Genomic DNA, 23596 nt, shown 5'->3' with positions numbered 1-23596 from the left:
GGCGGGGACACCCCTCCGGCCCCCCTCAGCCTGGGCATGCCCCAGCTGCCGGCCCCCGACTACCCGGCGGAGGTGCGCGAGCGGCTCGCGGCGGACGCCGCCGAGGTCATCGCCCGCTACCCCGACAGCCGCTCCGCGCTGCTGCCGCTGCTGCACCTGACCCAGTCCGAGGAGGGCTACGTCTCGCGCACCGGCATCCGGTTCTGCGCCGAGGTGCTCGGCCTGACCACCGCCGAGGTCACGGCCGTCGCGACCTTCTACACGATGTACCGGCGCAAGCCGTCCGGCGACTACCAGGTGGGCGTCTGTACCAACACCCTGTGCGCGGTGATGGGCGGCGACGCGATCTTCGACGAGCTCAAGGAACACCTGGGCGTCGGCAACAACGAGACCACCCCCGACGGCAAGGTCACGCTGGAGCACATCGAGTGCAACGCGGCCTGCGACTTCGCCCCCGTGGTGATGGTCAACTGGGAGTTCTTCGACAACCAGACCCCCCAGTCCGCCAAGGCCCTGGTGGACGACCTGCTGGCCGACCGCCCGGTCGAACCGACCCGGGGCGCGCCGCTGTGCACGTACAAGGAGACGGCCCGGATCCTGGCCGGGTTCCCCGACGAGCGCGAGGGCGCGGTCGAGGCGACCGGCGGCGCGGGTCCGGCCTCCCTGATCGGGCTGCGGCTCTTCCGCGGCGAGGCCCCCCAGCAGGGCGGCCGGGTGGTCGCCCCGCGCGGCGAGGCTCCGCACGACGCGCCGATGCCCGGCTCGCGGCACCTCAGCTCGCACGACGCGCCACAGGAGACGTCGGCGTCCGACCCCGACCACCCGGCCGGACCGGCAGCCGAGGAGGGGGAGTGATGACGATGGCACCCGAGATCAGCGAGAACGGCACCAGCCCGGAGAAGCTCCTGGCACCCGTGCTGTCGGCGTTCTGGGACGAGCAGCGGTCCTGGACGCTGGAGACCTACCGGCGTCACGAGGGGTACGAGGGCCTGCGCAAGGCGCTCGCGATGACCCCGGACGACCTGATCGCCTACGTGAAGGACTCCGGTCTGCGCGGGCGCGGCGGCGCGGGCTTCCCCACCGGGATGAAGTGGCAGTTCATCCCGCAGGGCGACGGCAAGCCGCACTACCTCGTCGTGAACGCGGACGAGTCGGAGCCGGGAACCTGCAAGGACATCCCCCTCCTCTTCGCGAACCCGCACTCCCTCATCGAGGGAATGATCATCGCCTGTTACGCGATCCGGTCGACGCACGCCTTCATCTACCTGCGCGGCGAGGTCGTGCCGGTGCTGCGGCGCCTGCACGAGGCCGTGCGCGAGGCGTACGAGGCCGGCTACCTCGGCAAGGACGTCCTCGGGAGCGGACTCGACCTCGACATCACGGTGCACGCGGGAGCGGGCGCGTACATCTGCGGCGAGGAGACGGCACTGCTCGACTCCCTCGAAGGCCGGCGCGGTCAGCCCCGGCTGCGTCCCCCCTTCCCCGCCGTCGAGGGGCTCTACGCCTGCCCCACTGTCGTCAACAACGTCGAGTCCATCGCCTCGGTTCCCGCGATCCTGAACAAGGGCAAGGACTGGTTCAAGGCGATGGGGACCGAGAAGTCCCCCGGCTTCACGCTGTACTCGCTCTCCGGACACGTCTCCGGCCCCGGCCAGTACGAGGCCCCCCTCGGGATCACCCTGCGCCAGCTCCTCGACATGAGCGGCGGGATGCGCCCCGGGCACCGGCTGAAGTTCTGGACCCCGGGCGGTTCCTCCACCCCGATGTTCACGGACGAGCACCTCGACGTCCCCCTCGACTACGAGGGCGTCGGCGCCGCCGGCTCGATGCTCGGCACCAAGGCGCTCCAGTGCTTCGACGAGACGACCTGCGTGGTGCGGGCCGTCACCCGCTGGACCGAGTTCTACGCCCACGAGTCCTGCGGCAAGTGCACCCCCTGCCGCGAGGGCACGTACTGGCTCGTCCAACTGCTCCGCGACATCGAGGCCGGCAAGGGCGTCATGTCCGACCTCGACAAGCTGAACGACATCGCCGACAACATCAACGGCAAGTCGTTCTGCGCGCTCGGCGATGGCGCCGCCAGCCCGATCTTCTCCTCGCTCAAGTACTTCCGCGAGGAGTACGAGCAGCACATCACGGGCAAGGGCTGCCCCTTCGACCCCAGGAAGTCGACCCTCTGGGCTGACACGGAGGTGAACGCATGACCGTCACCACTAACGCCCCCGCCGGTGGCGGCGAGGCGGCGGTGCCGCCGCAGAACACGGTGTCCCTGACCATCGACGGCATCGAACTGTCCGTGCCCAAGGGCACGTTGGTCATCCGGGCCGCCGAGCAGATCGGCATCGAGATCCCCCGGTTCTGCGACCACCCCCTCCTTGACCCCGCCGGCGCCTGCCGCCAGTGCATCGTCGAGGTGGAGGGCCAGCGCAAGCCGATGGCCTCCTGCACCATCACCTGCACCGACGGCATGGTCGTCAAGACCCAACTGACCTCCCCGGTCGCCGACAAGGCCCAGCGCGGTGTGATGGAGCTGCTGCTCATCAACCACCCGCTGGACTGCCCGGTCTGCGACAAGGGCGGCGAGTGCCCGCTGCAGAACCAGGCGATGTCGCACGGCAACTCCGACTCCCGGTTCGACGGGCACAAGCGGACCTACGAGAAGCCGATCCCGATCTCCACGCAGGTGCTGCTCGACCGCGAGCGGTGCGTGCTGTGCGCGCGCTGCACCCGCTTCTCCAACCAGGTGGCCGGCGACCCGATGATCGAACTGATCGAGCGCGGCGCGCTCCAGCAGGTCGGCATCGGCGAGGGCGACCCCTTCGAGTCGTACTTCTCCGGCAACACCATCCAGATCTGCCCGGTCGGCGCGCTCACCTCCGCCGCCTACCGGTTCCGCTCCCGCCCCTTCGACCTCGTCTCCTCCCCGAGCGTGTGCGAGCACTGCGCGGGCGGCTGCGCGACCCGGACCGACCACCGCCGCGGCAAGGTGCTGCGCCGACTGGCCGCCGAGGACCCCGAGGTCAACGAGGAGTGGATCTGCGACAAGGGCCGCTTCGGGTTCCGCTACGCCCAGCGCCCCGACCGGCTCACCACCCCGCTGGTGCGCGGCACGGACGGGGTCCTCGCCCCGGCGAGCTGGCCCGAGGCCCTGGAGGCGGCGGCGAACGGTCTCGCGGCCGCCCGCGGCCGGGCCGGGGTGCTGACCGGCGGACGGCTCACCGTCGAGGACGCCTACGCGTACGCCAAGTTCGCCCGGGTCGTCCTCGACACCAACGACATCGACTTCCGGGCCCGGGTGCACAGCGCGGAGGAGTCCGAGTTCCTGGCCTCCTCGGTGGCGGGCACCGGCCGGGACCTCGACGGCAAGGGCGTCACGTACTCCGCGCTGGAGGCGGCGCCCGCCGTCCTGCTCGTCGGCATCGAGTCCGAGGAGGAGGCCCCCGGCGTCTTCCTGCGGCTGCGCAAGGCGCACCGCAGGCACAAGCAGCGGACGTTCGCGCTGGCCCCCTTCGCCACGCGCGGCCTGGAGAAGGCGGGCGGCACCCTGCTGGGCGCCGCCCCCGGCACCGAACCGGCCTGGCTGGACGCGCTGGCCTCCCGCTCCGGTCTGGAGCAGGGCGGCCACGCCGCGGCCGACGCGCTGCGCGAGTCCGGTGCGGTCATCGTCGTCGGCGAGCGCCTCGCGGCGGTGCCCGGCGCCCTGACCGCGGCCGTCCGGGCCGCGGCCGCCACCGGCGCGAAGCTGGTGTGGATCCCGCGCCGGGCCGGGGAGCGGGCCGCCGTCGAGGCGGGCGCCCTCGCGTCCCTGCTGCCGGGCGGCCGCCCGGCCACCGACCCGCGGGCCCGCGACGAGGTCGCCACGGCCTGGGGCCTGGACGAACTCCCGCACCGCTACGGCCGCGACACCGGCCAGATCGTCGAGGCGGCCGCCGGGCGCGAACTGTCCGCCCTGCTGGTCGCCGGCGTCGAGGTCACCGACCTGCCGGACCCGGCCCGCGCCCGGATCGCCCTCCAGGAGGCCTTCGTGGTCTCCCTGGAACTGCGGCCCGGCGAGGTCACCGACCACGCCGACGTGGTCTTCCCGGTGGCCGCGGTCGCCGAGAAGGCGGGCGCGTTCATCAACTGGGAGGGCAGGGTCCGGCCGTTCGAGGCCGCGCTGAAGCCCGACCAGATGACGCGCCGGCTCGCCCCGGCCGACGGCCGCGTGCTGCACATGCTGGCCGACGCCGCCGACCGGCCGATCGCCCTGCCCGACGTGCACGCCGTACGCCGGGAGATCGACCGGCTCGGCCCCTGGGCCGGGGAACGCGCCACGGCGCAGTCCGCGGACACCGTGCAGCTGCCCCGCCCCGCCGCGGGCGAGGCCGTGCTCGCCGGCCACCGGCTGCTGCTCGACCAGGGCCGCCTCCAGGACGGCGACGAGGCCCTGGCCGGCACCCGGCACGAGGCCAGTGCCCGTCTGTCGGCCGCCACGGCCGCCGAGACGGGCGTCAAGACCGGCGACGTCCTCGCGGTGACCGGCCCGACCGGCAGCGTGGAACTGCCGCTGCGGATCACGGAGATGCCCGACCGGGTGGTCTGGCTCCCGATGAACTCCACCGGCGCCGGCGTCCTCGCCGACACCGGCGCCCGTCCGGGCACCCTCGTACGCATCGGCCCGGCGACCCCGGCCGCCGCGGACGACACCACTGCGGAGGTGGGCGCGTGAGCACCCTGCACATCGCTGCCGAGGACCTGTCCCTGTTCGGTCGGGACGTCTGGTGGCTCGTCCTCCTCAAGGCGGTCTTCTGCTTCGCCTTCCTGATGGTGACCGTGCTGTTCTCCATCGTGTGGGAGCGCAAGGTCGTCGCCTGGATGCAGCTGCGCATCGGCCCGAACCGGCACGGCCCCTGGGGCATGCTCCAGTCGCTCGCCGACGGCGTGAAGCTGATGTTGAAGGAAGACATCGTCGTCAAGCGGGCCGACAAGGTCGTCTACGTCCTCGCCCCGATCATCGCGGCGATCCCGGCGTTCATGGCGATCGCGGTGATCCCCTTCGGGCCCGCGGGCAACGAGGTCTCGATCTTCGGCCAGCGCACCACGATGCAGCTGACCGACCTGCCCATCGCGATGCTGTACATCCTCGCGGTGGCCTCGGTCGGCATCTACGGCATCGTCCTCGCCGGCTGGTCCTCGGGCTCCACGTACCCGCTGCTCGGCGGCCTGCGCTCCTGCGCGCAGATGATCTCGTACGAGATCGCGATGGGCGCGGCCTTCGCCTCGGTCTTCCTCTACTCCGGGTCGATGTCGACCTCGGCGATCGTGGAGGCGCAGGCGGATCGCTGGTACATCATCCTGTTGCCGGTCTCCTTCATCATCTACGTCATCACGATGGTCGGCGAGACGAACCGCGCCCCCTTCGACATGCCGGAGTCCGAGGGCGACCTGGTCGGCGGCTTCAACACCGAGTACTCGTCGATCAAGTTCGCGCTGTTCATGCTGGCCGAGTACGTCAACATGGTCACCGTCTCCGCCGTCTCGGTCACCCTCTTCCTGGGCGGCTGGCGGGCCCCCGCGCCGATCTCCACCTACTGGGAGGGCGCGAACCACGGCTGGTGGCCGATGCTCTGGTTCGTCCTCAAGGTCCAGCTGCTGCTGTTCTTCTTCATCTGGCTGCGCGGCACGCTGCCACGCGTGCGCTACGACCAGCTGATGAAGCTCGGCTGGAAGGTGCTGATCCCGGTCTCCGTGGTCTGGCTGATGCTGGTCGCGACCGTCCGGGCCCTGCGGAACGAGAACTACGACTTCCAGCAGATCGTGCTCTACGTCGGCGGTGGGGTCATCGCCCTCCTGCTGCTGTCCTTCGTCGCCGACCTGTTCCGCGACAAGAAGCACAAGACGGCGGCGGAGGCGGCCGAGAAGGCCGCGGCGACCGAGCCCTTCGACCCGCTGGCGGGCGGGTTCCCCGTACCGCCCAAGCCCGGCCAGCACCTGGCACCCGTACCGCGCAGGCGACCTCGCGGTGATCGGGAGCTCATCGGCAGTGGCGCGGCGCATTCCGACAGTGACCGAGAGGAGGGTGCAGAGAATGTCTGACGCGGACCAGAACGAGAAGTGGCAGAACCCGGTGGCCGGCTTCGGCGTGACCTTCAAGGCCATGTTCAAGAAGCGGCTCACCGAGCAGTACCCGGAGCAGCAGAAGACGACCGCGCCCCGCTTCCACGGACGGCACCAGCTCAACCGTCACCCCGACGGTCTGGAGAAGTGCATCGGCTGCGAGTTGTGCGCCTGGGCCTGTCCCGCCGACGCGATCTACGTGGAGGGCGCGGACAACACCGAGGAGGAGCGCTACTCCCCGGGCGAGCGGTACGGCCGCGTCTACCAGATCAACTACGCCCGCTGCATCCTGTGCGGGCTGTGCATCGAGGCGTGCCCCACGCGGGCACTGACGATGACGAACGAGTTCGAACTGGCCGACTCCAGCCGCGAATCGCTGATCTACACCAAGGAGCAGCTGCTGTCGGGGCTGACGGAGGGCATGGTCGAGGCCCCGCACTCGATCTTCCCCGGGACCGACGACACCGACTACTACCAGGGCCTGGTGACCGGGGCCGCTCCCGGAACGGTCCGACAGGTCGCCGTCTCCAAGGGCGAGGTCGCCGAGGAAGGCGCCGGCGAGGAGAGCGACACGCACGAGGGGGTGGGGGCATGAGCGCCATCGCCGCCGCGGCCACCGTCACCTCCACCGGCGAGGCCGTCCAGTTCTGGGTCCTCGGCACGGTCGCCGTGATCGGCGCGCTGTGCACGATCCTGATGAAGAAAGCCGTGCACAGCGCACTGTGCCTGGCCGGAACCATGATCATCCTGGCGGTCTTCTACCTCGCCAACGGTGCCTACTTCCTGGGCGTCGTCCAGGTCGTCGTCTACACCGGCGCCATCATGATGCTGTTCCTCTTCGTGGTCATGCTCGTCGGCGTCACCGCCGCGGACTCGCTCACCGAGACCCTCAAGGGGCAGCGCTGGCTGGCCGTCCTGTGCGGGCTCGGCTTCGGCATCCTGCTGATCGCCGGCATCGCCAACGCGGGGATCACCCACTTCAACGGGCTCGGACGGGTCAACTCCGCCGGGCACGTCGAAGGCCTCGCCGAGCTGATCTTCACCCGGTACATCTTCGCCTTCGAGATCACCGGCGCCCTGCTGATCACCGCGGCCGTCGGCGCGATGGTGCTGACGCACCGCGAGCGCACCGAGCGGGCCCCCAGCCAGCGCGAACTCGCCGAACAGCGGGTGCGCGGGGGCGTACAGCTCCCGCCGCTGCCCGCCCCCGGCGTGTACGCCCGACACAACGCGGTGGACGTCGCCGGTCTGCTGCCGGACGGTACCCCGTCCGAGCTGACCGTGAGCAAGACGCTGCGCGCCCGCGGCCAGATCCGCGACGTGTCCAGCGAGGCGATCGGCGACCTCAAGGCGCTGGAGCAGCGTTCCTCGGAGCGCCTCGGCCGTGAGGAGGCCTCGAAGTGAACCCGGTCAACTACCTGTACCTGGCCGCCCTGCTGTTCACCATCGGCGCGGCCGGCGTACTCGTCCGGAAGAACGCGATCGTGCTGTTCATGTGCGTGGAGCTGATGCTCAACGCCTGCAACCTCGCCTTCGTCGCCTTCTCCCGGATGCACGGCAATCTCGACGGCCAGATCATCGCCTTCTTCACGATGGTCGTCGCCGCCGCGGAGGTCGTGGTGGGCCTCGCGATCATCGTGTCGTTCTTCCGTACCCGCCACTCGGCCTCGGTCGACGACGCCAACCTGATGAAGCTGTAAGGGGCGTTCAACAGTGGAGAATCTGATTGCGCTGCTGGTGGCGGCGCCCCTGCTCGGGGCGGCGGTGCTGCTGTGCGGCGGCCGCCGCCTCGACAAGGCCGGCCACTGGCTCGGCACACTGCTCGCCGCGGCTTCCTTCGGCATCGGCGTGGCCCTGTTCAGCGACATGCTGAGCCGGCCCGGCGACGACCGGGCCATGTTCCAGCGGCTGTACACCTGGATCCCGGTGGAGGGCTTCCAGGCCGACGTCGCGTTCCAGCTCGACCAGCTGTCGATGACGTTCGTCCTGCTGATCACCGGGGTGGGCACGCTCATCCACGTGTACTCGATCGGGTACATGGAGCACGACGAGCGGCGCCGCCGCTTCTTCGGCTACCTCAACCTCTTCCTCGCGGCGATGCTGCTGCTGGTCCTCGCCGACAACTACCTGCTGCTGTACGTCGGGTGGGAGGGCGTGGGCCTGGCCTCGTACCTGCTCATCGGCTTCTGGCAGCACAAGCCCAGCGCGGCCACCGCCGCGAAGAAGGCCTTCCTGGTCAACCGGGTCGGCGACATCGGCCTGTCGATCGCCATCATGCTGATGTTCACCACGTTCGGGACCTTCGCCTTCGGGCCGGTGTTCGGCGCGGTGGACGAGGCGGGCGAGGGCACGCTGACCGCCATCGCCCTGATGCTGCTGCTGGCCGCCTGCGGCAAGTCGGCCCAGGTGCCGCTGCAGTCCTGGCTCGGCGACGCGATGGAGGGCCCGACTCCGGTCTCGGCCCTGATCCACGCCGCCACCATGGTCACCGCCGGCGTGTACCTCATCACCCGGTCCGGGGCGATCTTCAACGCCGCTCCGGACGCACAGACCGCGGTCGTCGTGGTCGGCGCCGTCACCCTGATCTTCGGTGCGATCGTCGGTTGCGCGAAGGACGACATCAAGAAGGCCCTGGCGGGCTCCACGATGTCGCAGATCGGCTACATGATCCTCGCGGCGGGCCTCGGCCCCATCGGCTACGCCTTCGCGATCATGCACCTGGTGACGCACGGCTTCTTCAAGGCCGGACTCTTCCTCGGCGCGGGTTCCGTGATGCACGGGATGAACGACGAGGTGGACATGCGCCGCTTCGGCGGCCTGCGGAAGTTCATGCCGGTCACCTTCGTCACCTTCGGCCTCGGCTACCTGGCCATCATCGGCTTCCCGGGCCTGTCGGGCTTCTGGTCCAAGGACAAGATCATCGAGGCGGCTTTCGCGAAGGGCGGCACCGAGGGCTGGATCCTCGGCGCGGTCACCCTGGTGGGCGCGGCACTCACCGCGTACTACATGACCCGCGTGATGCTCCTGACCTTCTTCGGCGAGAAGCGCTGGCAGCCCGACGCGGCGGGCCACGAGCCGGACCCGCACGAGTCCCCGAAGTCCATGACGATCCCCATGATCGTCCTCGCCTTCGGATCGGTCTTCGCCGGCGCCCTCTTCAGCTTCAACGAGTCCTTCGTGAAGTGGCTGGAGCCCGTCACGTCCTTCGAGCACGGCCACTCCCCGCTCAGCGCCGGCGTCATCACCGCCGCGACGGTCGTGGTCCTGATCATCGGCGTGGGCATCGCGTACGCGCAGTACGGCAGGAAGCCCGTACCGGTGGTCGCCCCGCGCGGCTCGCTCCTCACCCGGGCGGCCCGACGGGACCTGCTCCAGGACGACTTCAACCACGTCGTGCTGGTGCGCGGCGGGGAGCACCTGACCCGCTCCCTCGTGTACGTCGACCACAGTCTGGTCGACGGGGTGGTCAACGGGACGGCCGCCTCGGTCGGCGGGCTGTCGGGCCGGCTGCGCAAGCTGCAGAACGGCTATGCCCGCAGCTACGCGGTCTCGATGTTCGGGGGCACGGCGATCCTCATCGCCGCGACCCTGCTGATGAGGGCGGTGTGAGATGAATGTCCCGCTTCTGACGGTGACGGCGGCCGTGCCCGCGGTCGGCGCGATCCTGACGGCGGCCGTCCCGGCCGCCCGCAGGACCGCCGCCAAGTGGCTCGCGCTGCTGTTCTCGCTGGCGACACTGGCCCTGGCCGTGCTCGTCGCGATCCGCTTCGAGCCCGGTGGCGACCGCTACCAGCTCACCGAATCCCACGCGTGGATCGCCGACTTCGGCGTCCGCTACGAGCTCGGCGTCGACGGCATCGCGGTGGCGCTGATCGCGCTCACCGCGCTGCTGATCCCCTTCGTGATCGGCGCCGGCTGGAACGACGCCGACCCGCTGGAGACCCATTCCTCGCGGTGGCGGCCGACCCAGGGCTTCTTCGCCCTGATCCTGCTGGTCGAGGCGATGGTGATCATCTCCTTCGAGGCCACCGACGTCTTCCTCTTCTACATCTTCTTCGAAGCCATGCTCATCCCGATGTACTTCCTCATCGGCGGCTTCGGGGACCGGGCGCACGCCGGGTCCGAGGAGAACGCGGCCGCGCAACGCTCCTACGCCGCGGTCAAGTTCCTCCTCTACAACCTCGTCGGCGGTCTGATCATGCTGGCGGCCGTCATCGGGCTGTACGTGGTCGCCGGGAACTTCTCGCTCCAGGAGATCGCCGCCGCCCGCGCCGCGGGCACGCTCGACATGGCGACCAACACCGAGCGGCTGCTGTTCCTCGGCTTCTTCTTCGCCTTCGCGGTGAAGGCCCCGCTGTGGCCGCTGCACACCTGGCTGCCGAACGCGATGGGGGAGTCCACCGCTCCGGTGGCCGTCCTCATCACCGCGGTCGTCGACAAGGTCGGCACCTTCGCGATGCTCCGCTTCTGCCTCGGGCTGTTCCCCGACGCCAGCAAGTGGGCCACGCCCGTGATCCTCGTACTCGCCCTGATCAGCATCGTCTACGGCGCGCTGGTCGCGGTCGGGCAGCGGGACATCAAGCGGCTGGTCGCCTACGCCTCGATCTCGCACTTCGGGTTCATCGTCCTGGGCATCTTCGCGATGACCTCGCAGGGACAGTCGGGCGCCACCCTCTACATGGTCAACCACGGGATCTCGACGGCGGCGCTGATGTTGGTGGCCGGCTTCCTGATCTCGCGGCGCGGCTCCCGGCTCATCGCCGACTACGGCGGCGTGCAGAAGGTGGCCCCGGTGCTCGCCGGCACCTTCCTGATCGGTGGTCTGGCCACCCTGTCGCTGCCCGGACTCGCCCCGTTCGTCAGCGAGTTCCTGGTCCTGGTCGGCACGTTCGCCCGCTACCCGGTGGTCGGCATCATCGCCACCGTGGGCATCGTGCTCGCCGCGCTCTACACCCTGGTGCTCTACCAGCGCACGATGACCGGCCCCGTGAAGGAGGAGGTCCGCACCATGCCGGACCTGCGCCTGCGCGAGGTGCTCGTGGTCGCGCCGCTGATCGTGCTCCTGATCGGCCTCGGCGTGTACCCGAAGCCGCTGACCGAGATCGTCAACCCGGCGGTGAAGCACACCATGTCGGACGTGAAACAGACCGACCCGAAGCCAGAGGTCGTGGTCGACGCCAAGAACGGGGAGGCGGCGAAGTGAGCACCGTGACTGCTGCCCAGGGGTTGTGGGCGCTGGCGGCCGGGGACCCGGCCACCCGCATCCCGACCCCGCACATCGAGTACGCGCAGCTCTCGCCCACCCTGATCGTGGTGGGCGCGGCGATCCTCGGAGTCCTCGTGGAGGCCTTCGTCCCGCGCAAGTCCCGCCACTACGTCCAGGTGTTCCTGGCCGTCGCCGCACTGGCCGCGGCCTTCGCGGCGGTCGTCGGCCTCGCGGCCGGCGGGTACGGCTCCACCAAGGCCCACACCGCGGCCATGGGCGCCATCGCCGTCGACGGGCCGGCGCTGTTCCTTCAGGGCACCATCCTGCTGGCCTCGATCGTGGCCGTGTTCACCTTCGCCGAGCGTCGCCTCGACCCGGCGGCGCACGGCAACCGGGTGGACTCCTTCGCCGCGCAGGCGGCGTCCGTACCGGGCAGCGAGAGCGAGAAGGCGGCCGTCAAGGCGGGCTTCAGCACCACCGAGGTCTTCCCGCTGATGATGTTCGCGGTCGCGGGCATGCTGATCTTCCCGGCGGCGAACGACCTGCTGACGCTGTTCATCGCCCTGGAGGTCTTCTCCCTCCCGCTGTACCTGCTCTGCGCCGTCGCCCGCCGCCAGCGGTTGATGTCGCAGGAGGCCGCCGTCAAGTACTTCCTGCTGGGCGCGTTCTCCTCGGCGTTCCTGCTCTTCGGCATCGCGCTGCTGTACGGGTACGCCGGCTCGGTCTCGTACGCGGTCATCGCGGACGTGGTCGACGGCACCGTCCAGAAGATCGACCCGGCGCTGGCCGGCACGATGGGCAACGACGCGCTGCTGCTGATCGGCGGCGCGCTGATCCTGATGGGCCTGCTGTTCAAGGTCGGCGCGGTCCCGTTCCACATGTGGACCCCGGACGTCTACCAGGGAGCCCCGACCCCGGTCACCGGCTTCATGGCGGCGGCGACGAAGGTGGCCGCCTTCGGCGCCCTCCTGCGCCTGCTGTACGTGGTCCTGCCGGGCCTGCGCTGGGACTGGCGGCCGGTGATGTGGGGCGTCGCGATCGTCACGATGCTCGCGGGCGCCGTGATCGCGGTGACCCAGACCGACGTCAAGCGGCTCCTGGCCTACTCGTCGATCGCGCACGCCGGGTTCATCCTGGCCGGTGTGATCGCCACCTCGGCGGAGGGCGTCCAGTCCGTCCTCTTCTACCTGGCGGCGTACTCCTTCGTGACGATCGGCGCCTTCGCCGTGGTCACCCTGGTCCGCGACGCGGGCGGCGAGGCCACGCACCTGTCGAAGTGGGCCGGCCTGGGGCGGCGTTCGCCGCTGACGGCGGCCGTCTTCGCGGTGTTCCTGCTGGCCTTCGCCGGCATCCCGCTGACCTCCGGCTTCTCCGGCAAGTTCGCCGTGTTCAAGGCGGCGGCGGAGGGCGGCGCCGGGGTGCTGGTCGTGGTCGGTGTGCTCTCGTCCGCGATCGCCGCGTTCTTCTACATCCGGGTGATCGTCCTGATGTTCTTCAGCGAGCCGAAGGCCGACGGCCCGACGGTCGCGGTGCCCTCGCCGCTGACGATGACGACCATCGCCGTCGGCGTTGCGGTGACGGTGGTCCTGGGCGTGGCCCCGCAGTACTTCCTGGACCTGGCGGGCCAGGCGAGCACGTTCGTCCGCTGACGCCGGCCTCGACGCGACAGGGCCCGGCCCCCTTCGGGGGGGCCGGGCCCTGTCGCCTACTCGGGCCGTGCCCGCTTTGCCGTGATGGCGGTGAGGTCGAGGTCGATGGAGAAGGGGACGGAGACCTTCAAGCGGTCGTGGAAGATGCCGGTGGCGACGTAGCCGCCGCCGGCCGGCTCCCGTTCGAAGACGTAGACGACTGCCCGGCCGTCCTTGTTCTCCACGCGCCAGTAATGGGGGATCCCCGCCCGCGCGTACTTCAGGGGCTTGGTCTCGCGGTCGCGGTCGACGGACTCCGGAGACACCACCTCGATCGCCAGCAGGACCGTCTCGGCCGGAAGGCGCGTCTGAGCCCAGTCGTCCACGACGTCCTCACGACACACGATGACATCGGGTTCGGGGCGGTTGCGCCGATCGATGTCGATGGTGAACTCCCGGAGGACCTCAAGGCCTTCCGGGACCAGCGAATCCAGTTGCCGGTCGAAGAAGTTCACGGCGCGCATGTGGAACCGAGTCTGCGGACTCACGAAAACCAAGCTCCCGTCGATCAGCTCCGTGTGCGGAGGCAGATTCGAAAGCGTGTCCAGGTCGTCCGCGGTCCAGCCGCCCTCGGGGGGGACCGGCCAGCTGTGTTCCGGGTTCATCAGTGCTCCCATGAGCCGGAGTCTCGCGAGTGCGACCAGCGTATCGCCGGGGATCCGCAGAACGCCGCCCTTCCGGGTGAGTCATGTGCGTTCGGCACTTGACGACAGGGCCTAGTGGCCGTGCGCGTGTCCGGAGTTCTCCGGCATGGTCTTGGAGCCGGCCTTCTTCGGGCAGGACAGGGCCGTGTTCCAGTTGTGGAAGCGGCCCGCAGGGTTCTTCTTGTACGCCCACATGTGCAGGTCGTAGTGCTTGGGCATGCCCGCCCAGTGGCCCGGCATCGGTCCGTCGAAGGGGAGCCCGAACATGCTCGGCCGGTCGTCCTTGGTCTTCAGGTCCTGGTCCCGGTCGGTGGACATCCACTCGACGGTCTCCAGCCGGCGGCGGCCGTTGCGGTCCTTCTCGCTGCTGTAGAGGAGCGCGGTCGGCCGGGCGGGGTCCTTCGAACCCCAGTTGGCCTGCTTGACGTAGTGATAGCCCATCGCGCCCGCCCCGAACGGGTTGTTCATGCAGCTCTCGCCGTGCGGGACGTACCCGTCCTTGAGGGCCTCCCGCTCGTCCACGTACTTGGCCGTCACCCGGATCGCCGTCGCCATGTCCCTCATGGCCTGCCGGTTGCGCGGGTCGGGCGCCGGGCCGTCGACGCCGTGCGCCGGGGCCACGGCGGCCAGCCCGAGCGACACGGCGGCCGCGCAGGTGAGAACGGTCTTCCGGCGGCGTGCATGCATGGCGGCTCCTCGCGGTGGCGGTACGGAGGCACGGTTGTCCCGTCCCGTGCGTCCACCCTCGCGGGGCGTCCCGGGGCGCGCACGCGGGCCGCACCCAAAGGGGTGGGTGCGGCCCCGGCCGGCCCGGGGGCGGGACCTACCGGCCGGCCACGACGCGGCCGGTGACCTCGCCGAGGCCCACCCGGGTGCCGTCGGCCCCGGGGGCCCAGGCGGTGAGGGTGACGACGTCGCCGTCCTCCAGGAACGTGCGCTTGCCGTCGGCCAGTTCGATGGCGTCGCGGCCGTTCCAGGTGAGCTCCAGCAGCGAGCCGCGCTGGTCGAGGTCCGGGCCGCTGACGGTGCCGGAGCCGTACACGTCGCCGGTGCGCAGGGAGGCACCGTTGACGGTCATGTGGGCCAGCTGCTGGGCGGCGGTCCAGTACATCGAGGAGAACGGCGGCCGGGCCACCTCCTGCCCGTTGAGGGCGACGCTGATGTGCAGGTCGAAGCCGCCGGGCCGGTCGCTGTCGGCGTCGTCGAGGTAGGGCAGCAGCGGGAAGTCCCGAGCGGGCGGGGCGACGCGCGCCGAGTCGAGGGCCTCCAGCGGGGTCACCCAGGCGGAGACGGAGGTGGCGAAGGACTTGCCGAGGAACGGGCCGAGCGGCACGTACTCCCAGGCCTGGATGTCCCGCGCGGACCAGTCGTTGAGCAGGAACAGCCCGAAGACGTGGTCCTCGAAGTCGGCCAGCGGCACCGGGCGGCCCAGTTCGGACGGGGTGCCGACGACGAATCCGACCTCGGCCTCGATGTCCAGCTTGACGCTCGGCCCGAAGACGGGCGCCGGGTCGGCGGGCGTCTTGCGCTGGCCGGAGGGACGCACCACGTCGGTGCCGGAGACCACGAGGGTGCCGGCGCGGCCGTGGTAGCCGATCGGCAGGTGCTTCCAGTTGGGGGTGAGGGCGTCGCCGTCCGGACGGAACATCTGTCCGACGTTGGTGGCGTGGTGCTCGCTCGCGTAGAAGTCGACGTAGTCGGCGACCTCGTACGGCAGGTGCAGCTCCACGGCGTCCAGCGGCAGCAGGTGCGGCTCCACGGCGGGCCGGTGGCCGGGATCGGTGACCCAGGCGGTCAGCGCCCGGCGCACGTCGCGCCAGGCCGTGCGGCCGGCGGCGAGCAGCGGGTTGAGGGAGTCCCGGCCGAGGAGTTCGGCGTACGGGGAGCCGAGCGCGACGGCGGCCGCCCCGGCGTCGAGCACGTGCCCGCCGATCCGTACCCCGATCCGCCGGCGCGGGTCCCCGGAGGTGGAGAACACGCCGTAGGGGAGGTTGTGCGGCCCGAACGGGTCGCCCTCGGGAACATCGAGGGGGCTCTGCTGGGGCATGGGTTACTGCCTCGCTTTCGACGCGGTCCGGGGGTGTCCCGGGGGCTGGTTGACACGTTACGTGGCCGGTGGGGCGGGCGGGAGGCCGGATTCGGGCGCTATTTGTAGGACTTGTCCGAGGGGGTCCGTATCCTTGGCGGGGTGACTTCCGCCCTCCCCTATGCACTTGTGGCCACCGACCTGGACGGGACTCTGCTGCGCGCCGGAGACACCGTCTCGGCCCGCTCCCACAAGGCCCTCGCGACCGCCCGAGCGGCCGGCGCCCAGCACATCATCGTGACCGGCCGCCCGGTCCCGCAGGTTCGCCACGTACTCGACGGTCTCGGCTACACGGGGCTCGCGGTGTGCGGGCAGGGAGCGCAGGTGTACGACGCGGCGCGCGGGCGCCTGCTGCACTCCGTGTCCATGGACCGGGGCCTCGCCGAGGTGGCCCTCGGGAAGATCGAGGCGGAGATCGGCGAGGTCTACGCCGCCGTGAACCAGGAGGGGGTGGACGCGGAGATGTTGATAGGGCCCGGCTACCGGATGTGGCACCCGCACCTGCCGACGGTCCGCGTCCACAGCCGCGCGGACCTGTGGTCCGCCCCCATCAACAAGGTGCTGCTCCAGCACCCGCGTCTGGACGACGACGAACTCACCCGGGTCGCGCGGGGAGTGGTCGGCGACCTCGTCAACGTGACGATGGCCGGGGAACACACCGTGGAGCTCCAGCCGCCGGGCATCGACAAGGCGAGCGGCCTGGCCCGGGCGGCGGAGGTGCTGGACCTGCCGGCGTCCTCGACGATCGCCTTCGGGGACATGCCCAACGACGTCCCGATGTTCGCGTGGGCGGCCCACGGCGTGGCCATGGCCAACGCGCACCGCGAGCTGGTGGCCGTCGCCGACGAACTGACGCTGTCGAACGAGGACGACGGCATCGCGGTGGTGCTGGAGCGCCTCTACGGCTGACCCGGCCGGGCGGCCGGCGGGCGGCCGGTGCGTCAGCCCGCCGTCAGCCCGCCGCCCTCGGCAGGCGCCGTTCCCACGTCCGGTGGAAGACCACCTCGTCGCCCTCCCGGCACACCACCTCGTTCGACGTCAGGAACCCGCCCTCGTCGCACGAGATCTCCGACCGGGTCTCCACCCGCGTGTCCCAGCCCAGGTCCGGCCGGTGCAACCGGATCCGCCAGTCCGACCGGGTGTGGGCGGACAGCGGGTCGCGGGAGTCGATCTCGTACACCTCCACCGCGTCCTCGGAGAACTCCAGCCCGTCCGGGTACACCCGCGTCCCCCCGTACCGGGGATCCACCTCCAGCCGCCAGGTGCCGGCCGCGACGTCGCGTACGACGACCCGCTCCGGCCGGGGCTCCTCCAGGGTGTCGGGGTACACCACGCGCAGCGGCTCGGACTGCTCCGGGGCCTCGAAGACGATGCCGTGGTCGGCCGGGCCGGGCGTGCGCAGGGGGAGTTCGAGGGTGCTGCCGGCCGGGTCCAGCGTCCACCCGGCCTCGGAGCCCGCCCGCGGCCAGATCCAGGGCCAGTACGCGGAGGACACGGCCAGCCGGATCCGGTGCCCCGGCGGGAAGGCGTGGCCGATGCCGTTCAGCTCGAAGGTGACGTCCTCGGTCGCGCCCACCGGCCACGGCACCGCCCTGTCCCGCCCGCGCCGCGCGGACAGGTTCAGCACGCCGCGCGTGACCAGGGTGGAGGACCCGTCCGGGGCCACGTCGCACAGCCGGGCGATCACCTGCCCGTACGGGACGTCCATCCGCAGCCGCAGGGTGACCGAGGGCCGGCCGAGGATCTCCACCGGTTCGCCCGGCGCCACGGGGAACTCGAAGCACGCCGACTTGGCGTCCTCCTCGCGCTGGTCCGGCGGCAGGTCCGCGTCGTTGCCGAAGGGGAAGAACCGCCCGGCGTCCAGGCCGGTGTGCTGCGGCGAGGCGACGGCCACGGGCGGGCCCTGGAGCCCGTACGAGACGGGGACGACCGAGGGCGAGGGCCAGGCCGTGTCGCCGACCCAGCGGCCCTCCAGGCGCTCGTAGACGGTGGCAGGGGGGTGCGACTCGCTGATCCAGGAACGCAGCAGCGGCTCGTCCATGACCCCGTTGTCCTCGCCCCGGAGCCAGTGGTCCCACCAGCGCAGCGTCTCCTGGAGGAAGCCGATCGCCGGGCCCGGCGGCAGACCGCGGTCGGGGTACTGGTGCGACCAGGGGCCGATCAGCCCCCGCACCCGGCCCGCCGGCAGGTGCTCGACCAGGCGCAGCACCGTGTCCCGGTACGGGTCGTGCCAGCCGCCGACGGCCAGCACCGCCGCGCCGATGGCGGAGTAGTCCTCGCAGACGCTGCCGTGGCGCCAGTAGTCGTCCCGGGTCTGGTGCCCGAGCCAGGTGTGGACGAGCGGCTCCACGGCGTCCAGCCGGGCGAGCCACTGCTCCCGCCAGCCCTCGCCCGCGTACAGCGGGTCCGGCGGGCGGGAGGCGAAGGCCAGCATCGTCGAGGCCCAGGCGTGCATGTCCACGGCCAGCACCGAGCCGCCCATGTAGTGGACGTCGTTGTCGTAGCGGTCGTCGGTGGAGCAGACGGTGACGACCGCCTTCAGCGCCTCGGGGGCGAGCGCGGCGATCTGGAGGCTGTTGAAGCCGCCCCAGGAGATCCCGAACATGCCCACCGCGCCCGTGCACCACGGCTGCGCGGCGAGCCACTCCACCACCGCGACGCCGTCGGCCAGCTCCCGGGCGTCGTACTCGTCGCCGGGGTCGCCGCCGCTGCACCCGTGGCCGCGCACGTCGACCCGTACGGAGGCGTAGCCGTGCCCCGCGTACCAGGGGTGCCGCTGCCAGTCGCGGGGCGCCGTCCAGTCGGTGAGCCGGTACGGGAGGTACTCCAGCAGGGCGGGCACGGGCTCGCCGGTGACCGGGCGCCAGATCCGGGCGTACAGCTCGACCCCGTCGGACAGCGGGATCCGGACATCCTCGCGGGTGGTCGCGTACGGGAAATCGGTGCGGATGATCATGCGGAAACCAATCTCCGATCGCCGGTCGGCCTCAGTGGACGGGGTGCATGGTGCGCTTGAGCCAGGGCGCCAGGGCGACCACGACGAGGCCCGCGGCCACCGCGACGGCACCGTTCACGCCGAAGTAGACGGGGTTCGAGACCTGCCCGTAGACCTTCACCACCTGGGCCTGGATGCCGTTGGCCAGGGCCAGGGAGAGGAACCACAGGGCCATCGTCTGGCTGGCGTACGCCTTCGGGGCGAGTTTGGTGGTGGCCGACATGCCGGAGGTCTCCAGCAGCACGTCGCCGAGGCCCAGCAGCAGGTACGAGACCCTGATCTCGGTGATCGCCCCGATCGTCTACTTCGTGGTGATGTTCCGCAGTCCCAGGGTGACGACCGCGGAGCGCGGGCGGCTGCGCCCGTACGTGGTCCTCTTCCTGGCCTCGGTCGCGTTCAACTTCATCCTCTTCCAGGCGTACTCGACGATGATGCTGCAGCAGGTCCACGAACCGGCCCATGGTGAGCCACCCGGCCAGGGCCAGCGCGGTGGCCGCGACGGCCACCGGGAGCAGTCCGCCGACGATCCGCCACACCGCGGTGCGCATCGCGTCGGGGGCGAGCGCGAACTCGGCCGAGTGCTTTCGTCCGGCCAGATGGCGGCGTCCCAGGACGTACTGGATCAGACCCGCGGTCATGCCGATGGCGGCGGCGGAGAACCCCCAGTGCCAGCCCTTGTTCTCGCCGAGCCACGCGGTGATCAGGGGGCCGGCGAACGCGCCGATGTTGATCCCCATGTAGTACAGGGCGAATCCCGCGTCGCGCCGCTGGTCGTCGGTCCGGTAGAGCCTGCCGACCATGCTGGCCACGTTGGGCTTGAGCAGACCGGTGCCCGCGCTGATCAGGCCGAGGCCCACCCACGTCATGACGGCGGTCGGCACGGCCATGCCGTAGTGGCCGCAGGCGATCAGGATGCCGCCGTAGAGCACCGCTCGATAGGAACCGAGGATCCGGTCGGCGAGCCATCCGCCGGCGACGGAGACGAGGTAGACCATGGTCCCGTAGGCCGCCGAGACGGAGGCCGCGGTGCCCGGGCTCATCCCCAGGCCGCCGTTCGCCACCGTGTCCGCGAAGTAGAGGACGAGAATGGCCTGCATGCCCAGGAACGAGAAGCGCTCCCAGACCTCCAGTCCGGAGAGCGTGGCCAGACCCCTGGGGTGTCCGAGGAAGGCGTGGTCGTCCTCCGGTGGCGACTGGTCCGCCTCCGGGTCGTTCGCCTCGTCTCGATCGGCTGTGGTTCTGGACAAAACGCCTTCTCTGGTTGTTTCGGCTCCTCCAGAACATACCGGTGCGCATCGGGCGGTGCGCGCGCGGCGGCCGGGCAGGCGCTCTGGGTGATCGAAAACAGACCGGATACGCTGGCTTGAGTGATGGCAGCGACACATCGACAATCCATGTGATCGTCAAGGTGATCGTCAGCAGACAGGAGTACCCCTCGTGACCGTCGTCGGGCCGTTCGGACTGAGCGTGCGGGACCAGGCTCTTGAGACCGATGTCCAGGCCGGACTGGCCGCCGTCGAGGCGGGTCTGCTGGAGGCCACCAAGAGCGAAGTCCCCTTCATCACCGAGGCCGCGCAGCACCTGGTGCGCGCCGGAGGCAAGCGGTTCCGGCCGTTGCTGGTGATGCTCGCGTCCCGTTTCGGGGATCCGTACGCCCCGGGCATCGTGCCGTCCGCCGTGGTGGTGGAACTCACCCACCTGGCCACGCTCTACCACGACGACGTCATGGACGAGGCGGACGTGCGTCGCGGCGTGGAGAGCGCGAACGCCCGTTGGGGCAACTCCGTGGCCGTCCTCACGGGTGACTTCCTGTTCGCCCGCGCCTCGCACATCCTGGCCGACCTCGGGCCCGAGGCCGTCCGCATCCAGGCGGAGGCCTTCGAGCGCCTGGTGACGGGTCAGATCCTGGAGACCGCCGGTCCCCGCGACGGCCGCGACCCGGTCGCCCACTACCTCGACGTCATCGCCGGCAAGACCGGCTCGCTGATCGCCGTCTCCGGCCGCTTCGGCGCGCTGATGTCCGGCGCCGACGAGTCGGTGGTCGACATCCTGACCCAGTACGGAGAGCGGCTCGGCACCGCCTTCCAGCTCGCCGACGACGTCCTCGACATCGCCTCCGACTCGCACGAGTCCGGCAAGACCCCCGGCACCGACCTGCGCGAGGGCATCCCCACGCTGCCCGTGCTGCGGCTGCGCGAGATGGCGGAGCGGGACGGGAACCCGGACGACCTGGAGCTCGTGGGGCTGCTGGACGGCGACCTCACGGACGACGCCCGACACGCCGAGGTGCTGTCCCGGCTGCGCGTCCACCCGGCCCTGGAACAGGCCCGACGGGACACCATCCGGTACGCGCAGGAGGCGCGGGCGACGCTCGCGCCGCTGCCCGAGTGCTTCGCCAAGTCGGCGCTCGAAGAGCTGTGCGACGCGGTGGTGCACCGCGCGGGCTGAGCCCCGCGACGCACACCCCCGCGACCGCGGACCGGGCTCGGCAACCCCTACGGGTGGGGGATGCCGGGCCCGTGTCGTGTCATCCCTGGGAGGTACGCCAACTTGAGTCCGGGGAGTGACGCCCCACCGCCCTCTTCTTTGGTCAGATAGAGGCACATCCCCACCAGATCGGGTGAGAGTGGCGGCGCGGGGTGGACGTGTACACGAATGACGGGTAGGTCGCCGCCGTACACACAGAGGTAGGGCAGACACATGGCAACGAACACGAAGACCCACAAGGCCGCTCGGTACGCCGTACCGGTCGCGGTGTTCGGGGTGGCCGCGGCGACCATCGCGATGGTCCCGGCCTTCGCGAACGCCGGAGGACCGGACCTGCCGAAGGTGACGGCCCAGCAGCTGATCGAGAAGATCGCCGCCTCGGACGTCCAGGAGCTGTCCGGCAGCGCCCGCATCAGCACCGACCTCGGCCTGCCGACCCTGGCGAGCGGCCTGCTCGGCGGCGGGGGCGTCGCGGGCGGCTCGGCCGACCCGCAGGACAAGGTCGCGCAGCTGGCCAACGGCACGCACACCTTCCGCGTCGCGGCCGACGGCCCGGACCGCCAGAAGCTCACGTTCCTGGACGGCAAGGACGAGTACAGCCTCATCCACAACGGCACGGACGTGTGGGGCTATGACAGCCAGTCCAACGAGGCCTGGCACGAGAAGCACGAGGAGGCGGCCGCCCGGGGCAAGGACGGCCACAAGACGGCCGACCGGCTCGGCGCCTCGCCCCAGCAGCTGGCCCAGGACGTCCTGAAGGCCGCCGGCACGACCACCGACGTCAGCGTCGGCGACACCGCGCAGGTGGCCGGCCGCGACGCCTACCAGCTCGTGCTCAAGCCCAAGCAGTCCGGTTCCACCGTCGGCTCCGTCCAGATCGCGGTCGACGCCAAGAACGGCGTGCCGCTGCGCGTGCAGCTGCTGTCCAGCCAGGGCGGCAAGCCGATCGTGGACGCCGGCTTCACCAAGGTGGACTTCGCCAAGCCGGCCGCCGACGTCTTCGCCTTCAGCCCGCCCAAGGGCGCCAAGGTGACCGAGGGCGCCGCCGAGGCGGACAAGGGCGCCAAGGGCGAGCACGGCAAGGAGTGGAAGGGCCTGGACGCCTTCCCGGGCCTCGGTGCCCTGACCGGCGGCGCGGGCGACGGCGACGTGAAGGTGCTCGGCGAGGGCTGGGCGACGGTCGCACAGATCTCCGTACCCGGCGGCAAGGGCCTCAAGGACGCCGAGGCCGCGGCGAACGGCAAGGACGCCCCCAAGGAGGCCAAGCAGTTCATCGACTCCCTCGGTGACAAGGTCAACGGCTCGTTCGGTTCCGGCCGGGTCTTCTCGACCCGCCTGGTCAACGCGCTGATCACCGACGACGGCAAGGTCTACGTCGGCGCCGTCACCAAGGACGCGCTGGTGAAGACGGCCAACGCGGCGAAGTAGCCCGGCCGGCTCCGTCAAGGGGCCGCGCGAGAGCGGAGGGTGGCCGGGGACCTGTGTCCCCGGCCACCCTTGTGTCGTTCCCCTCCTGCGTACAGCACGACCGCTGTACGGTGAACGCCATGTCGAGACACGTCACCATCCGCCTGGACGAAGAGTTCCACGAGCGCCTCAAGGCGCGCGCGGCGGCTTTGGGGACGACGGTGACCGCGCTGATCACCGAGGTCACCGAACGCGAACTGGACGAGGACCGGAAGTCGTTCCTCTCCGGCATCGAGGAATTCGCCGACCACTGGAGCTACTTCCAGGAGCGGTTCGGCAATTGAAGATCACCATGGAGTGGGCCTGGACGGCCCTGGCCCATCACCTTCCGTCGGATCCCGCCGTGTGGGATCCCTCCGGGGTGGCCGCCGCGGTCGCCCGGCACCAGAACGACCTCGTCCTGGTACCCGAACAGCCCGCCCCGGACACCGCGTGGCGGGCCGCCGCGTTTCTGCACACCCTCGCGGTCTGCCCGGCGCTGGAATCCCCGATGAACGAGTTCTACGCGGCCGCCGCGACCCGCTCGTACCTGCGGGTGGCCGGGGCGAAGCACCTGCCCTCCCCGGAGGACCTGGGAGACCTCGTCGAGGCGGCGAAGCTGGGCCGGTTGGACATCGGCGCGGTCGCCGACGAACTGCGCAGCCTCATCAGCGAACCCCTGCCGGCCTCGCTGCGGGGCCACGCGGAGGACGCGTAGCACGGTGCGGCGAGGCCGGCGGGGATTCCCGGAGGCGGCAGGGTCCGGAGAGCCCGGAGGCCCGATCCCGGGGAACAGAACCCGGAGGCCCGAGCCCGGTGGTCCTAGTGCAGCGCGTTGCAGGTCCTTTTCCGGTTGGGCGGGTTGGGTGCGGTCACGCCTCGTGGTCGGCGAGGTGGACGATGGCGGCGGTGTCGAAGGCGTCGTTGGGGTGGCCGATGTCGGTGCCG

General features: G+C 70.9%; 19 protein-coding genes and 1 pseudogene. 15 read left to right on the top strand and 5 right to left on the bottom strand.

Annotation, left to right across the window (positions count from 1 at the left end; translation table 11 throughout):
• Positions 1-36 precede the first annotated feature (36 nt).
• Genes nuoE through nuoN form a run of 10 tightly spaced genes read left to right on the top strand, consistent with a single transcriptional unit; the run spans position 37 to position 12951 of the window.
• The gene (nuoE, locus tag OTB19_RS13675) at positions 37-855 is read left to right on the top strand and encodes an NADH-quinone oxidoreductase subunit NuoE (protein ID WP_266950650.1); all 819 of its coding nucleotides are present in this window, start codon (positions 37-39) and stop codon (positions 853-855) included.
• On the top strand, positions 855-2204 hold the full coding sequence (gene nuoF / locus OTB19_RS13670) for an NADH-quinone oxidoreductase subunit NuoF (protein ID WP_267798423.1): 1350 nt from the start codon (positions 855-857) through the stop codon (positions 2202-2204). The genes nuoE and nuoF overlap by 1 nt, the downstream gene beginning before the upstream one ends.
• Positions 2201-4708, top strand: a complete 2508-nt coding sequence (locus OTB19_RS13665; protein WP_267798422.1) for an NADH-quinone oxidoreductase subunit G — start codon at positions 2201-2203, stop codon at positions 4706-4708. Before nuoF ends, OTB19_RS13665 begins: the two co-directional genes overlap by 4 nt.
• Complete coding sequence (gene nuoH / locus OTB19_RS13660; protein WP_267798421.1) at positions 4705-6075, top strand: NADH-quinone oxidoreductase subunit NuoH; 1371 nt, start codon at positions 4705-4707, stop codon at positions 6073-6075. Before OTB19_RS13665 ends, nuoH begins: the two co-directional genes overlap by 4 nt.
• Positions 6068-6691, top strand: a complete 624-nt coding sequence (gene nuoI, locus OTB19_RS13655) for an NADH-quinone oxidoreductase subunit NuoI (protein ID WP_267798420.1) — start codon at positions 6068-6070, stop codon at positions 6689-6691. Before nuoH ends, nuoI begins: the two co-directional genes overlap by 8 nt.
• Complete coding sequence (locus tag OTB19_RS13650; protein ID WP_267798418.1) at positions 6688-7500, top strand: NADH-quinone oxidoreductase subunit J; 813 nt, start codon at positions 6688-6690, stop codon at positions 7498-7500. The genes nuoI and OTB19_RS13650 overlap by 4 nt, the downstream gene beginning before the upstream one ends.
• Entirely contained in the window at positions 7497-7796 is a 300-nt protein-coding gene (gene nuoK, locus OTB19_RS13645) for an NADH-quinone oxidoreductase subunit NuoK (RefSeq protein ID WP_267798417.1), read from the top strand. The genes OTB19_RS13650 and nuoK overlap by 4 nt, the downstream gene beginning before the upstream one ends.
• A gap of 13 nt (positions 7797-7809) precedes the next feature.
• Complete coding sequence (gene nuoL, locus OTB19_RS13640; protein WP_053678966.1) at positions 7810-9705, top strand: NADH-quinone oxidoreductase subunit L; 1896 nt, start codon at positions 7810-7812, stop codon at positions 9703-9705.
• A gap of 1 nt (position 9706) precedes the next feature.
• On the top strand, positions 9707-11299 hold the full coding sequence (locus tag OTB19_RS13635; protein ID WP_267798415.1) for an NADH-quinone oxidoreductase subunit M: 1593 nt from the start codon (positions 9707-9709) through the stop codon (positions 11297-11299).
• A gap of 23 nt (positions 11300-11322) precedes the next feature.
• On the top strand, positions 11323-12951 hold the full coding sequence (gene nuoN, locus OTB19_RS13630) for an NADH-quinone oxidoreductase subunit NuoN (RefSeq protein WP_267798487.1): 1629 nt from the start codon (positions 11323-11325) through the stop codon (positions 12949-12951).
• A gap of 56 nt (positions 12952-13007) precedes the next feature.
• On the opposite strand, the gene OTB19_RS13625 is transcribed toward nuoN, so the two are convergent.
• The 3 genes from OTB19_RS13625 to fahA form a co-directional block, all read right to left on the bottom strand.
• Positions 13008-13607 carry a Uma2 family endonuclease gene (locus OTB19_RS13625; RefSeq protein WP_267798414.1) on the bottom strand — a complete coding sequence of 200 codons (600 nt, stop codon included), beginning with the start codon at positions 13605-13607 and terminating at the stop codon, positions 13008-13010.
• A 99-nt stretch (positions 13608-13706) separates the two neighbouring features.
• Positions 13707-14321, bottom strand: coding sequence for a hypothetical protein (locus OTB19_RS13620; RefSeq protein WP_267798413.1), 615 nt, complete (start codon positions 14319-14321; stop codon positions 13707-13709).
• A gap of 136 nt (positions 14322-14457) precedes the next feature.
• The gene (fahA, locus tag OTB19_RS13615) at positions 14458-15681 is read right to left on the bottom strand and encodes a fumarylacetoacetase (protein ID WP_267798412.1); all 1224 of its coding nucleotides are present in this window, start codon (positions 15679-15681) and stop codon (positions 14458-14460) included.
• Positions 15682-15822: 141 nt separating this feature from the next.
• On the opposite strand from fahA, the gene OTB19_RS13610 reads away from it, so the two are divergent.
• Positions 15823-16629 (top strand): HAD family hydrolase, encoded by an 807-nt coding sequence (locus tag OTB19_RS13610; RefSeq protein ID WP_267798411.1) that lies wholly within the window; start codon positions 15823-15825, stop codon positions 16627-16629.
• 43 nt (positions 16630-16672) lie between these two features.
• Here the strand turns inward: OTB19_RS13610 and OTB19_RS13605 are convergent, their stop codons facing one another.
• Together OTB19_RS13605 and OTB19_RS43625 are read right to left on the bottom strand one after the other, a co-directional pair.
• Positions 16673-18676, bottom strand: a complete 2004-nt coding sequence (locus OTB19_RS13605) for a CocE/NonD family hydrolase (protein WP_267798410.1) — start codon at positions 18674-18676, stop codon at positions 16673-16675.
• Between the two features lie 31 nt (positions 18677-18707).
• Positions 18708-19962 (bottom strand): annotated as a pseudogene (locus OTB19_RS43625) (peptide MFS transporter).
• Between the two features lie 190 nt (positions 19963-20152).
• Here OTB19_RS43625 and OTB19_RS13585 point away from each other — a divergent pair.
• The 4 genes from OTB19_RS13585 to OTB19_RS13570 all read left to right on the top strand — a co-directional run bounded on the left by OTB19_RS13585 (position 20153) and on the right by OTB19_RS13570 (position 23366).
• The gene (locus OTB19_RS13585) at positions 20153-21163 is read left to right on the top strand and encodes a polyprenyl synthetase family protein (RefSeq protein ID WP_267798408.1); all 1011 of its coding nucleotides are present in this window, start codon (positions 20153-20155) and stop codon (positions 21161-21163) included.
• A gap of 252 nt (positions 21164-21415) precedes the next feature.
• Positions 21416-22630, top strand: coding sequence for a LolA family protein (locus tag OTB19_RS13580; RefSeq protein ID WP_267798406.1), 1215 nt, complete (start codon positions 21416-21418; stop codon positions 22628-22630).
• Positions 22631-22749: 119 nt separating this feature from the next.
• Positions 22750-22953 (top strand): hypothetical protein, encoded by a 204-nt coding sequence (locus OTB19_RS13575; protein ID WP_229886015.1) that lies wholly within the window; start codon positions 22750-22752, stop codon positions 22951-22953.
• The gene (locus OTB19_RS13570; protein ID WP_267798405.1) at positions 22950-23366 is read left to right on the top strand and encodes a hypothetical protein; all 417 of its coding nucleotides are present in this window, start codon (positions 22950-22952) and stop codon (positions 23364-23366) included. Before OTB19_RS13575 ends, OTB19_RS13570 begins: the two co-directional genes overlap by 4 nt.
• Positions 23367-23596: the final 230 nt, after the last annotated feature.

It is taken from the genome of Streptomyces sp. H27-H5, assembly GCF_026627505.1.
In the GTDB taxonomy this organism is placed as follows: domain Bacteria; phylum Actinomycetota; class Actinomycetes; order Streptomycetales; family Streptomycetaceae; genus Streptomyces.
The sequence above is the reverse complement of the archived record's forward strand: the minus strand, read 5'-3'. Positions and strand labels throughout refer to the sequence as shown.